This window comes from Ruegeria sp. CDSA021, assembly GCF_059612325.1.
In genome coordinates this window covers 26,141-39,401 of sequence record NZ_JBXWQJ010000019.1, presented here as the reverse complement: position 1 = coordinate 39,401, position 13,261 = coordinate 26,141, and the positions used below count along the sequence as shown (strand labels likewise).

Sequence of the window (13,261 nt, the reverse complement as noted above, 5' to 3'; positions counted from 1 at the left end):
GGAAGGAAGAGACATGACCAATCTTGCACAATCTTCCTCCGATCCAAATACAGCGCCCTATGACCACGTCGCTGAGGCAGCCCGTTGTAATGGGCTGATTGTCATGGGGGCACTGCATCCCCGCAAGGTGGACGCCAAACAGCTTGAAACCGGCACGCTGGTCCTGTTGGGGGCCGGGGGGGACTTTTGGCCAGTCTTGAAAGCAGCCCCAGAATGGGGCGCACCCGATCCGGTTGACCGGTGGTCCACCAGAGTGATTGGCGGGATGGCCCGGACACTTGGTGCAGATGCCTTTTTTCCCTTTGGCGGGCCTCCTTATGCTCCTTTCATCGACTGGGCGCTGAAATCAGGACGGACTTTCAGCAGCCCGGTCGGGGCGTTGGTGCACGATACCGTTGGCATGATGATCTCGTATCGCGGTGCACTACATTTTGCCGACGAATTCGATATCCCAAAGACATACGGACAATCCCCCTGCACCACCTGCGACGCGCCCTGCACGCGAGCCTGCCCTGTCGGCGCCCTGAACGCACAAGAGTTCTACGACGTCTCGGCCTGCCACAGCCATCTGAATACGCCCCAAGGGCAGACCTGCATGACCGGCGGCGGATGTCTTGCCCGCCTTGCCTGCCCTCTTAGCGCGGGCTCGGGACGCACATCAGAACAGTCGGCCCATCACATGAGGTCGTTCCACCCGTCATGACCCACACCCTGATCCTGACACGCCACGCCAAATCCAGCTGGGACAATCCGATGCTGGACGACCATGCACGACCGTTAAGCAAACGAGGAAGCAAGTCTGCCTCCGCAATTGCCAAATGGTTACGTGCACATGGATGGGTGCCGGATGAGGTTCTCAGCTCGACCTCAACCCGAACCCGCGAAACCTGGGGTAGGATGGCGATGACAGCTGAGTATGTCCGTTTTCAGGATGCGCTTTACCTGGCGGGTCCTGACCAGATGATACGCCAGTTGTTCGAAGCGAAGGGTCGGACCGTCTTGATGTTGGGACACAATCCGGGGATCGCACAGTTTGCCCGCCAACTGGTGCAGGACACTCCGGCACATTCGCGATTTCTGGACTATCCGACCTGCGCAACAACCGTCATGGAATTTGACGTTGCCAGTTGGGCCGAGCTCCAATGGCACACCGGGAAAGTTCTTGGCTTCGCAATTCCGCGCGAATTGCTAGAATAGAAAAAGGCGGGGCAAAACCCCGCCTTTCCTTTGAGTTTAGGCCGGTTAGTGGCCCAGAATCTGGCTGAGGAACAGTTTGGTCCGTTCGCTCTGCGGGTTGTTGAAGAACTCTTCTGGTTCGTTCTGTTCAACGATCTGGCCGGCATCCATAAAGATCACCCGGTTGGCCACCTGCCGGGCAAAGCCCATCTCGTGCGTCACGCACAGCATGGTCATGCCTTCCTCGGCCAGCTCAATCATGGTGTCCAGCACCTCTTTGATCATCTCGGGATCCAGCGCCGAGGTCGGTTCATCGAACAACATGATCCGCGGCATCATGCAGAGTGAGCGGGCAATCGCCACACGCTGCTGCTGACCACCTGACAACTGGCCGGGATACTTGTCGGCCTGCTCGGGTATCTTAACCTTTTCCAGGAAATGCATCGCACGCTCTTCGGCCTCTTTCTTAGGCGTCTTGCGCACCCAAATCGGCGCCAGCGTGCAGTTTTCCAGAATGGTCAGGTGCGGGAACAGGTTGAAGTGCTGGAACACCATGCCAACCTCGGACCGGATCTTGTCGATGTTCTTGAGGTCATTCGACAACTCGATCCCGTCCACAACGATCTTACCCTGCTGGTGTTCCTCCAGCGCGTTCAGGCAGCGGATCAGGGTGGATTTACCAGACCCCGACGGGCCCGCGATAACAATCCGCTCGCCCTGGTTGACGGTCAGATTGATGTCGCGCAGCACGTGGAACGACCCGTACCACTTATTCATGTTGTTAATGTCGATGGCGATCTCGTCGCTCACCTGCATCTTGGAACGGTCGATTTCACGGTCAATTGCAAGTTCAGACATATGTTGAACTCCTTAGTGATGATCTGTGGCAAGGCGACGCTCGAGCCACTGAGAATATTGAGAGATGCCGTAGCAGACGACGAAGAACAGAAGCGCGGCGAAGCCCAGAAGCTCCCAATAGACGCCGTTCCATTCGGTCGACGCCAAGATGGGACCCCGGATCATGCCCACCAGATCGAACATCGAGATGACCGAAACCAGTGTGGTATCCTTGAACAGGCCGACGGCCACGTTCACGATACCGGGGATCGAGATTTTCAGCGCCTGCGGCAGGATGATCAGCCGCATTGCCTGCGGGTAATCAAGGCCCAAGCTGTCTGCTGCCTCGTACTGTCCACGTGGAAGCGCTGCAAGACCGCCGCGGATCACCTCGGCAATATAAGCTGCCGAGAACATGGTGATCATGATCACAACGCGTAGGAACAGGTCGACAGTGCTGTCAGGCGGGAAGAAATACGCCAGCATCACCGAAGCCACGAAAAGCAGCGTGATCAGAGGCACGCCTCGGATGAATTCGATGAAGATGACACAGACCCATTTGATCAGCGGCATGTTCGACTGACGGCCCAAAGCCAGCGCGATACCCAGAGGCACTGACAAAGACACACAGGTCACACCCAGCATCATGTTCAGCATGAATCCACCCAGATCACGGCTGGGAACAGCTGTGAGCCAAGCATTCTCGGATAAGCCTTCGGGGATCAGAGCTCCGCCGACGTTCCAGATTACCAGCGCAGTCACGATGGCCCCAAAGAACCCGGCAGCAAAGCTGTTGTTACCCAGTTTCTGGAACACAGCACCCGCAGCAATGAAACCGACAAGCGCCACCACAGGAACCAGAATCGTGCCCCCCCAGATCAGCCAGAAAGCCACAAAAGGATAGACTGCGGTAAACAGCAACATCTTGCGGGGCAGATCAAAGAACAACACCGGTGCAAGGGCGACCAACATCAGCACTAAGGCTAGGTTCGGTCGCCAGTAAGCGTCGGCAGGGTACTTGAAGCCATAGATCAACTGAGGCCAGCGTTCGGTCAGAACCGCGAAACAGGCACCGGTCTTACCTGCCAGAATCTCACGGCATTCCGCCAAAGAGTTGGCATTCCACACCCCGTTAAAGATCCACGGCAACGTGTTCTTCAATAGAATGTAGATCAGCACCAGCGACAGCACCGTCAGGACAGTGTTTGTCACGCCCGAGAACAGATTCTCGCGCAGCCACTTAACCACCCCTGTCTCACGTGCTGGCGGAGGCGAGGGCGGGATTGTGTCTTCGGCCACGAAGGCGATCGGGTTTGTTGTTTGATCACTCATGGCTCAGCGCTCCTTCAGCTTGACGGAAGCGTTATAGATGTTCATCGCCATCGAAATCAGCAGGGAGGCCGTCAGATAGAACAGCATCAGCAGCAGAACACATTCGATCGCGCGTCCGGTCTGGTTCAGCGTAATACCACCCAGCGTCGCTGTGATATCCGCATAACCCACTGCAATCGCCAGCGACGAGTTCTTGGTGATGTTCAGATATTGCGAAATCAGTGGCGGGATGATGACCCGCAGCGCCTGAGGCAAAACGACAAGGTTCATGATCCGTCCCGGACGCAGACCCAATGCAGCCGCAGCTTCGGTTTGGCCTTTGCTGATTGCCTGAATACCCGCGCGAACGTTTTCCGCAATGAACGCACCAGTGTAGATGGAAAGAGCAAACCACAAGGCAATCAGCGGGCCACCAACCTTGATGCCGCCACTGAAATTGAACCCTTTCAAAGCGGGAATATCCCAAGTCAGACCCATGATGAGCATCAACACGGCAAAAGGCATCAGCCAAACAGCCAGCTTGACCAAGAACGTTTTTGGGCGCTCACCAGTCGCTTCCTGCTTCAAAGTTGCCCGCTTTTCGATTTCTCGCGATGCAAACCACGAGCCGATCAGAACAACGATGACCAGCAACCAGTTCAGAATGGTTGCGCCAAACAGCCCGTTTGCGAATACGGGGCGCGGAACATAGACACCCCGGTTGGTAAAGGCGAAAGCATCGAACAACATGCTGGATGTTGCGTTGTCACCCCGGAACGCGCGCGGTCCGGGCAGCACAGCCGTCATGACGGTGAAGATGATGATGATCCAGATCAGAACCGGAATATTCCGAAAGATCTCGACATAGACTGCCATCAGTTTGGACACCAGCCAGTTGTTGGAAAGCCGCAGAACACCCGCGATCACTCCGAATATCGTGGCCGTGATACAAGCCAGAAAGGCGACCAATAGCGTGTTGAGAATACCAACAACCGCAGCACGCCCGTGGCTGGACTGACTGTCGTACTCAACCAGACGCTGGTTTATGTCATACCCGGAAGAGTCACCTAGAAAAGAGTAGGAAATGTTGAGCCCAGCGGCCCGCAGGTTCTGGATCAGGTTGTTACCGAGATACCAGATGGAAAGCGCAATAACGATCGCCGCGATCACCTGAAACGTCAGGGAGCGATAGCGGGTGTCGTTAATGAGCATGGACAACCGAAAGTCAGCTTTCGGTGGATCAGTCATAGTCGACATATTTTGAAATCCCCGTAGCGTGCGAATTTGTTTTCTTGGCGGGTTTCTCCCCGCTCTAGATATTTCCGCAGCTTTTTGATGCGAAGAGGGCGCAGGTTACCCCACGCCCAATTCCTTACATTTTAGCGGAACGGCGGCGAGTACAGCAGGCCACCTTCGGTCCACTGTGCGTTCAGGCCGCGTGCCAGACCGATCGGGGTTTCTTCACCGATGTTCTTGGCAAACACTTCGCCATAGTTGCCGCCGGCCTTGATGGCTTTCGCAGCCCAGTCAGCGTCCAGGCCCAGCATCTCGCCCAGGGTGCCTTCGGTACCCAGCAGACGGTTGATTTCCGGGTTGTCGGTGCCAGCGCTCAGCTCATCGATATTGGCCGAGGTCACACCCAGTTCTTCCGCCGAGACCAGCGCGTTCAGAGTCCAGCGAACAACGTCACCCCATTCGTGGTCGCCGTGACGGACCAGCGGGCCCAGCGGCTCTTTTGAGATGATTTCGGGCAGCAGAACGTGCTCGTCCGGTGCTTCAAACGTGGCGCGGGTTGCGGCCAGACCGGATGCGTCGGTGGTATAAACGTCGCATGCGCCAGCCAGATACTGCTGCTGCGCTTCGGCGTTTGTTTCGATCGGAACCGGCTCATAGCTGATGTTGTTCGAGCGGAAGAAGTCCGCCAGGTTCAGCTCGGTCGTGGTACCCGTCTGGATGCAGACAGTTGCGCCATCCAGTTCCTTGGCCGAGCTCACGCCCAGCGCCTTGGGAACCATGAAGCCCTGACCATCATAATAGTTCACACCAGTGAATTCAAACTTCAGGTCGACGTCGCGGCTGAAGGTCCAGGTGGTGTTACGGGCCAGCATGTCGATCTCGCCGGATGCCAGAGCGGTAAAGCGTGTCTTACCGGTAGTCGGAACGAACTCGACGGCGTTTGCATCGCCTAGAACGGCAGCGGCGACAGCACGACAAAGCGAAACGTCAAAGCCTTGCCACTCGCCATTGGCGTCGGGTGCAGCAAAGCCAACCAGACCGGTTGTCACGCCACAGTTCAGCTTGCCGCGCGCTTTAACGTCGTCAACGGTCCCTGCCATGGCTGCGCCAGCAGAAAGACCGGCAATCGTTGCCGCGCCCAAGATTACGGATTTTTTCATTTTTACCTCTTCCTGATTTTCCACCTCTTGCGAGGCGGCTCTGCCCGGCAAGTGGATGCCGGAAAGGTTACCCCAAAGGTGTCTCCCCTTTAGTGGGACCGAGTTTGGGCGTATTCATAAACAAACGTCAAGGGTCGGATCATCGAAAACGATGGATCACACCCCAAGCCCATTGCGCAATTGCCCAAATATCAGGAATTAAGGCTCAAACAGACATATCGAAGAAGCGTTTCGCGTGCAGAAACGCCGCCCTTTTGGTTTCAGCAACCTCATGCGCCTCGTCGTCGTGGCCCCATTGTTCGATCTGCCAGCTTTCATCCAACCGCGAAATGCGCCATATCTCGTCCGGTTTGCGCCAATCCAAGGCTGCCGCGAACCCGAGAATCAACGACCCGGACAGGCTGACCAGATCATGGAAGGCCGCCAGTTGAAACGCATCCAGCGCACGGACGCGCGCGCGCAGCGTCGCGAGGGCAGCGCCCGATTGCGGTTGATGCAGCACGCCCACGACTGGCACCAGACGGACGGACAGTGTTGACTCAGCCCAATTCAGTGCCGGGTCCCATTCGGCGCTTTGACGGTTCTGCAGCTCCTGCGGGTGTGTGGCCCGATAACACAGCAGATCTGACTCACCGTAATCGGCCAGCATTTCGGCCACTTCGGCGTGCTGAACACGAACTTTGTCGATTGCGGCATTGGCAGACCGGGTGAACGGCATTGTTGCGGGATCAACCACTTTTTCCTGAGCGTCCCATTCCGCCGCGACGGCTTCGGCCATCGGGCGGGTTGGCAGGATCAAACTTTGCTTGGCCGGGGTTTTGACACGCCGGCCGTCCAATTCAACCGTAAACCCGCCATCGGAGTTAACAACGGCACTTTCTTTCCAGAAGCGTTTTGGTTTCCAGTCGCTCATAGTCTAGTTCCATATTCCAGCCAGCGCCGTGGGCAACTGGTCAAACCTCTCGATTAGGCATGTGGCCGAAGTCAAAGCCGAGCGATCATGGTATCCCCAGGTCACACCAATTCCCCGCACCCCTGCTGCGGCGGCCATGTCCATATCAAAGCTCGTGTCACCGATCATCACGGCACAATCCGGATCAACGCCGGTTTCCGACAATGCGGTCTGTACCATCGACGGGTGTGGCTTGGAGGGGTGATGATCTGCAATCTGACGCGTTACGAAATAAGCCTCAAGCTCGTGTGCCTCGATCAGCGCATCGAGACCGCGCTGTGATTTTCCGGTGGCAACGCCCAAAAGCACTTCGGGCACAGCGTGCAACGCTTCAATCGCCTCACGCGCGCCTGGATAAAGCGGAGAACTGGCCGCCCCCAAGTCAAGCCGATGCGCATGGTAAGCCTCTTTGTACCCTTCAACCAGATTGTTCTGGACCAAGGATGATTGATCCGGTGCCAGCCGGGCAATGGCGTGCGGCAAGGAAAGACCAACAATTGACAGGATCGCGCCGCGCGATGGCACGGGCACGGACGCCGCCTGAAAGCTGGTTGTCATAGAGTGAACGATACTGCCCTGACTGTCGACCAATGTGCCGTCGACATCAAACAGAACCAACCGCAAGGGTGCGCTCATTGCAGCTCCTCAAACGGGTCTTCAGCTGCCAGGTCCTCGGCCCAGCCGAACGTGTCCCAGCTGTGTTTCATGTGTTCTGGCAAGGGGGCAGTCACTGTCACAGGTTTTCGCGTAATCGGGTGCAGGAATGATAGCTGCCGTGCGTGCAGGTGCAGCTTTTTGCTGATAATCCCGCCCAGTTGCGCACCCCAACCATCGCCCAGGTTTTCCTGACCCGAGCCGCCGTATTTGCCATCCCCGATGATCGGATGCCCAATAGCGGCCATATGAGCCCGAAGTTGGTGAGTCCGCCCGGTAATCGGCTCCATAGCAACCCAAGCCGCGCGGCCAGCGACACGGTAGAGAGTTGCGTATAGCGTGTGCGCTCGCTTGGCCCCCGGAGTACTGTCGATCTCGTTCATATGCACGGGGATCATCTTTTCACCCTCACCGTGCTTGCCATGACCGGGCGCTTTGACAAGGCCCGTCTTGATCTCACCCAAATATGGCGTCGGAACACCGGCCACCAGTGCCCAGTAGATTTTGCGCGTGTCGCGGTGACGGAACGCGGCCGTCAATCCCTTGGCGGCCTCACGCGTGCGTGCCAGCAACAAGACACCTGACGTGTCCTTGTCCAAGCGGTGAACCAGACGCGGGTTCTCGTCATAACCAAACCGCAGCGCCTCGGACAGGCTGTCGACATGCCGGGTCTGCCCGCTGCCACCCTGCACCGGCAAACCATGCGGCTTGTTCAGTGCCAGAATGTGATCGTCGCGGTAGATCACGCAGGATTGGATCATCTTGGCATCCGCATCCGAGACACGGTGTTTGACCTCAACCGGTTTGTGATCCGCGTCCGGCAAAGGAGGTACGCGAACCACTTGCCCGACTTCCAGCCGGGTCGAGGCTTTGGCGCGGCTGCCATCCACGCGCAACTCGCCCTTGCGGCACATTTTTTCAATGCGGCCCTGACTAACATGCGGAAACAAGCGACGCAGCCAGCGGTCCACACGCTGGTCTCCATCGCCCTCAGCGACTGTAATCATCTGTACGCCACTCATGCCATTGCCCCTTGCGCCGCGCGGGTGATCCGCCCGGATTGCACCTTTTTTCGTGTCCCAGAAATCATGGGCGTCTGTCGCGCGCTATGCGGCAAGAGTCAAGGTATCAGGCCGTTGTGCTCAGATGTTCGAGAAGTCTCCGTGTCGACCCGCCCCATCCCGGAAACGACCCGCGCCCGATGTTCCTTCGCGGCGGATCGCCTCCAACCCATTCGCCCATTCGACCTTGAGCGCCTCACGGACCGGCATTCCGCGGGTTTCGATGATCGACCGCCGGTCGGCCCGAACAGCCTCCTGCGGAAAGCGCGCGATTTCATGAGCCATTGTTTCGGCTGCAGAACGCGCTTCGCCATGCGGGGCGACTTTTTCCGCAAGCCCGATCCGATAACACTCCTCAGCCTCGACCCTGCGACCTGTCAAAGCAATCTCCAGCGCCTTGCCCTGTCCCACCAGACGCGGCAACCGGACCGAGCCGCCATCCATCAGTGTGATCCCCCAACGGCGGCAATAAACGCCCAAATACGCCGTTTCTGCCATCACTCGGATGTCGCACCATAGGGCAAGTTCCATACCTCCGGCCACGGCTGCGCCTTCAATCGCGCCGATGATGGGCTTCGAAAGCTCCAGCCTAGACGGCCCCATCGGCCCAAGTGTCGAGGTGGCCGAACCAATCGGGAAGGTATGCTTGTTAAAATATGCCTCGCGCAGTTCCGGATCAACCAGCGACGCGGCGAGCTTCAAATCCCAGCCCGCACAGAAATTACCACCTTTTCCCCAGAACACCGCAGCTTTGGCGGAACTGGATTCAAAACTCAGAAAAGCCTCGACCAGAGCCTCGGCATGTTCCGTATCAACGGCATTCCGCGCATCCGGTCTGTCGTGGATGATGGTCCAGACGTCCTGGGTCTTTTCAATAAAAACCGGCATATCCTGTCCTCCCTTGCAGGTATTGACCCAAGGGAAGCGTTCAATTGCAAACCTGTCGCCTGTGACGCCGCGGCACGTCCAAAACTGACCCCGCGTAACTAGCTGTAGCGCTGCGTCCGTAGCTTGGCAAAATAATCGAGGCGCTTTTTCAGCTCACGCTCAAACCCGCGCTCGACCGGCTGATACAGGACCGGGCGTTTCATTGTCTCGGGGAAGTAGTTCTGTCCGGAAAACCCATCCTCGGCATCATGGTCATACGCATAACCCGCACCGTATCCGTGATCCTTCATCAAAGATGTGGGCGCATTCAGGATATGTTTGGGCGGCGGCTCGCTGCCCGATTGTTTGGCCAGCCGCATCGCCGCCTTATAGCCAACATAGGCCCCGTTGGATTTAGGAGCCAGCGCCAGATACACCAAGGCTTGGGCCAGCGCCAATTCCCCTTCGGGTGACCCCAGCCGCTCATATGTCTCCCACGATTGCAGACAGATCGCCTGCGCTTGAGGGTCGGCCAGGCCGATATCCTCGACCGCCATCCGCGTAATCCGGCGCGCCAGATAGCGCGGGTCTTCGCCCCCGGTCAGCATGCGCGCAAACCAATACAGCGCCGCATCCGGGTCGGACCCCCGCACCGACTTATGCAGGGCCGAGATGAGGTTGTAATGCTCATCCCCCGATTTGTCATACTTCGCCGCCCGCCGCATCAGGCGTGTCGACAACGCATCCGGCTCCAGCGGCGCGTCCACTTTCCAAGCCGAGACCTGCTCGATCAGGTTCAGCAACGCCCGCCCATCACCATCGGCCATTTCCTGCAACGCATCGCGTGCAGCGGGGGTCAAAGGCAATGCACGGTCCAGCTCTTTCTCGGCACGCTGCGTCAGACGTTCAAGGTCGGCAATGCTGAGTCGTTCCAGTACCAGAACCTGCGACCGGCTCAGTACGGCGGCATTCAGTTCAAAGGACGGGTTCTCGGTCGTTGCACCCACCAACAGGATAGTGCCGTCTTCCATATGAGGCAGAAACCCGTCCTGCTGCGCCTTGTTGAAACGATGGATCTCGTCCACGAACAACAACGTCCCCTGCCCGTTCTGGCGGCGGATTTTTGCAGCCTCGAAGACTTTCTTCAGATCCGGCACACCGGTGAAAATCGCACTGATCTGAACAAAATGCAGATCGGTTTCCTGCGCCAAAAGCCGCGCAATCGTTGTCTTTCCAACTCCGGGTGGTCCCCAGAAGATCAGGCTGGACAGGCTGCCCGCCGCCAGCATCACACCCAGCGGGGCCTCAGGCCCCAGCACCTGCTCCTGACCGATGACGTCACCCAGCGACTGGGGCCGCAAACGATCTGCCAGAGGGCGATGCGGGGCAGCAGCGGATTCGGTTGGATCGGCGTCGAACAGATCACTCATGCGTTACAGCCGGAATCTCAGAGACACAGGCCGGCCTTCGCGCTGAAGACCCATCTGCACGCGGCGTCCCGGGTCTGTCATAGCGCGTTCAACGTCACCGGGGCGCTGAATATCGACCGCGTTGATGGTTTCGATCACATCGCCAAGCCGCAACCCCGCCCGCGTGCCATAAGGGCCCGGATCGATCACAACAACGCCGCTCAGCGATAGGGGTAGGCCCAGCTTGGTGATCACCGCCGGATTGATCCGTGACACAACCAAGCCCGGCAGAACTGTATTTTCGTCCAGCGCGGTTTCTTCGGCAGCGGGCGTTTCGGGCGCTTTGATCAAGGCCACCTCGACCTCATCGCTTTGTTCGCCACGCAACCGCGTCAGAACAGAGGTTCCCCCTACACCAGCGATGGACATGCGGAACTTCATTTCGGCGGGTGAGTTCACCTCGTCCCCGTCCACATGAGTGACGACATCCCCCACCTTAAGCCCCGCCTCACGCAGCGGACTGAGGTCATGCAGGTCCGAGATCACAACACCCAATGGAATAACCAGACCCAGAGATTCAGCGATATCTGCGCTCATGTGCTGACCCGACATTCCGGCCCAGGGGCTGACAAATCTGTCATTACCTTGCTGCGCCTGTTTCAAGAACTCAGCCACCAGATTGGCCGGGATAGCAAAGCCGATCCCGTTGGAACCGCCCGATCGCGTCAGAATGGAAGTGTTGATTCCGATCAGATCGCCATTCACATCGATCAATGCGCCACCGGAATTGCCCGGGTTGATCGCCGCATCCGTCTGGATGAAATACCCACGTGCATTACCGGTTGCCGTGCCTGTTCGGGCCAGGCCCGAGATGATGCCTGACGACACGGTTTGCCCAACACCAAAGGGGTTTCCGATGGCCAGGGCCAGCTCGCCCACTTCGACCTGATCGGAATCCCGCAGGTTCAGGAAAGGCAGGTTTTCGGCCTCTTCCAATCGCAGGATAGCAATATCGCTTTCCTCATGGCCCAAAACAACGGTGGCCGAAAACTCGCGCCGGTCCGTGGTGACCACCTGGATCTCTGTCGCGGACCCAACCACGTGATAATTGGACACGACATAGCCGTCCTCGGACAGGATCACCCCAGAACCCAATGAGTTTTGCACCCGGGGTTGTGGCGCGCCAAAGCCCCGGCCAAAGAAGTCCTGAAAGAATGGGTCCGAGAAGAAAGGGCTGGCCCGCCCCTGCCGCACGATCTTGGCGTAAATGTTCACCACCGCAGGCGAGGCTTTCTTAACGACAGGAGCAAAGCCCAGAGAAATCTCGGCCTGCGACTGTGGCACACGTGTTTCAGCCGTCGCAATTGTGGAAACCGCACAGGTCAAAGCGATAAGTGTCGCGCGAAGCATGGATACCTCTACCTCAAAAGCTGCGTAGGATATGCGACTACGGGCGCGGTAATGCAAGCACATGTCCGGGGCGTTCAATCCAGCGGCGCGTGCAGACGGGTTCCTTTTGTAATGATCCCACCCCTATTGCCCACTTCGATCGACCCGTAACGCTGTTTGAAAACGTCAGGCAACTCCCGATCCCCTTCCGGAGAGAGCCAAAGGCGGAAAAGATGCCGACGCCCGGATGGATCAGGCCAGTCCACAAACCCCGTCCGGTCATGTAACTGAGAATGGTTGTAAACAAACTGCATATCGCCGGGCTGCAACCGCATGGTCAGGTATAGATCAGGGTCGTTTGCCAAGGCGTCGAACTTGTCCAAAGCGGCGACATGGTCAGGGGTCAGGCGCATGGCTTCGGGAAACCTTTGCGCGCTGTCGATATATTGGCGCTGATAGAATACGGTCAGCTTGCCATCATGCCAGCTGAAGGGCGGAATAGTCATGAAGGGCTGCATGCCTTCCGGCACTTCACCACGCCTGTCAGTCGCTATCGGGTCGAACAACCGCTCTAGCAGATCCGGGCAATCGGTGCGCATCCGGTTGTAGATTGCTTCGGCGCTGACCAACAGTGAATCCCCACCCTCTTTCGCGTCCCGAAGGCACAAAAGCCCAACGATATCGGCGCTGTCTGTATGAAAGGTCTGACGCTCATGGGTCTGATAAATCCGCGTATTCGGATCATTTGCATTCGCACCGATGTCCCGGACATGACCCAGAATGTGTCCCTGCGCATTCTGGGACCGTGCCGATCCCAAATGGGCACCCACCCCGCAGAAAATCGCGGCGGCCATTTCCTGAGAATAACTCTCGACCGGCAGGCCCCGGATCACCTCGAACCCGATACCGTTGATCAGTGTGTCCTTTAGGATCTCAAGGTGGCGGTCGAACCGATGCAGCGGAAAGTCTGCTTTGGTGATTTCGCCGATATCTCGCCCTAGGCTTAGGTAATGCCGCGCGGCTTGCTCGAGGTCCGCGATATCTTCGGGGCTAAGATGCAACAGCCATTCATTCTGCCGCGCTGCCATTTCTTGTCCGGTCCAAACGGATGGACCGGTGACTTGTGCCGGTCTCTCTGAAAAAACTGTCATCGCTGCCGCCCCTCACGCTGTCTCTGTTTTCACGTGCAAAAAGGCACAGTACATCACC

The 13,261-nt window shown here is 57.8% G+C and carries 13 protein-coding genes; 2 read left to right on the top strand and 11 right to left on the bottom strand.

Translation table 11 applies throughout. From position 1 onward, the window contains the following. Positions 1–13: 13 nt before the first annotated feature. Positions 14–703: a ferredoxin gene (locus AC2FLD_RS19760; protein WP_496673121.1), complete on the top strand. Its 690-nt coding sequence runs from the start codon at positions 14–16 to the stop codon at positions 701–703. Then, positions 700–1,197, top strand: coding sequence for a SixA phosphatase family protein (locus tag AC2FLD_RS19755; RefSeq protein ID WP_496673118.1), 498 nt, complete (start codon positions 700–702; stop codon positions 1,195–1,197). The genes AC2FLD_RS19760 and AC2FLD_RS19755 overlap by 4 nt, the downstream gene beginning before the upstream one ends. A gap of 45 nt (positions 1,198–1,242) precedes the next feature. On the opposite strand, the gene AC2FLD_RS19750 is transcribed toward AC2FLD_RS19755, so the two are convergent. The 11 genes from AC2FLD_RS19750 to AC2FLD_RS19700 form a co-directional block, all read right to left on the bottom strand. Next, positions 1,243–2,034: an amino acid ABC transporter ATP-binding protein gene (locus AC2FLD_RS19750; RefSeq protein ID WP_050605864.1), complete on the bottom strand. Its 792-nt coding sequence runs from the start codon at positions 2,032–2,034 to the stop codon at positions 1,243–1,245. A gap of 12 nt (positions 2,035–2,046) precedes the next feature. After that, entirely contained in the window at positions 2,047–3,345 is a 1,299-nt protein-coding gene (locus AC2FLD_RS19745; protein ID WP_050605863.1) for an amino acid ABC transporter permease, read from the bottom strand. A gap of 3 nt (positions 3,346–3,348) precedes the next feature. Then, positions 3,349–4,581 (bottom strand): amino acid ABC transporter permease, encoded by a 1,233-nt coding sequence (locus AC2FLD_RS19740; protein ID WP_050605862.1) that lies wholly within the window; start codon positions 4,579–4,581, stop codon positions 3,349–3,351. A 122-nt stretch (positions 4,582–4,703) separates the two neighbouring features. Further along, on the bottom strand, positions 4,704–5,720 hold the full coding sequence (locus tag AC2FLD_RS19735; RefSeq protein WP_050605861.1) for an amino acid ABC transporter substrate-binding protein: 1,017 nt from the start codon (positions 5,718–5,720) through the stop codon (positions 4,704–4,706). Positions 5,721–5,925: 205 nt separating this feature from the next. Then, complete coding sequence (locus tag AC2FLD_RS19730) at positions 5,926–6,633, bottom strand: ATP12 family chaperone protein (RefSeq protein ID WP_496673115.1); 708 nt, start codon at positions 6,631–6,633, stop codon at positions 5,926–5,928. A gap of 3 nt (positions 6,634–6,636) precedes the next feature. Next, on the bottom strand, positions 6,637–7,308 hold the full coding sequence (locus AC2FLD_RS19725) for an HAD-IA family hydrolase (RefSeq protein ID WP_496673112.1): 672 nt from the start codon (positions 7,306–7,308) through the stop codon (positions 6,637–6,639). Beyond that, the gene (locus AC2FLD_RS19720) at positions 7,305–8,348 is read right to left on the bottom strand and encodes an RluA family pseudouridine synthase (protein WP_050605858.1); all 1,044 of its coding nucleotides are present in this window, start codon (positions 8,346–8,348) and stop codon (positions 7,305–7,307) included. The genes AC2FLD_RS19725 and AC2FLD_RS19720 overlap by 4 nt, the downstream gene beginning before the upstream one ends. A gap of 120 nt (positions 8,349–8,468) precedes the next feature. Next, positions 8,469–9,275, bottom strand: a complete 807-nt coding sequence (locus AC2FLD_RS19715) for a crotonase/enoyl-CoA hydratase family protein (RefSeq protein ID WP_496673109.1) — start codon at positions 9,273–9,275, stop codon at positions 8,469–8,471. Positions 9,276–9,373: 98 nt separating this feature from the next. Then, positions 9,374–10,684, bottom strand: coding sequence for a replication-associated recombination protein A (locus AC2FLD_RS19710; protein WP_496673106.1), 1,311 nt, complete (start codon positions 10,682–10,684; stop codon positions 9,374–9,376). A gap of 3 nt (positions 10,685–10,687) precedes the next feature. Beyond that, positions 10,688–12,073, bottom strand: a complete 1,386-nt coding sequence (locus tag AC2FLD_RS19705) for a trypsin-like peptidase domain-containing protein (protein WP_496673104.1) — start codon at positions 12,071–12,073, stop codon at positions 10,688–10,690. Positions 12,074–12,147: 74 nt separating this feature from the next. Further along, on the bottom strand, positions 12,148–13,203 hold the full coding sequence (locus tag AC2FLD_RS19700) for a TauD/TfdA family dioxygenase (RefSeq protein WP_496673101.1): 1,056 nt from the start codon (positions 13,201–13,203) through the stop codon (positions 12,148–12,150). Between the last annotated feature and the right edge of the window lie 58 nt (positions 13,204–13,261).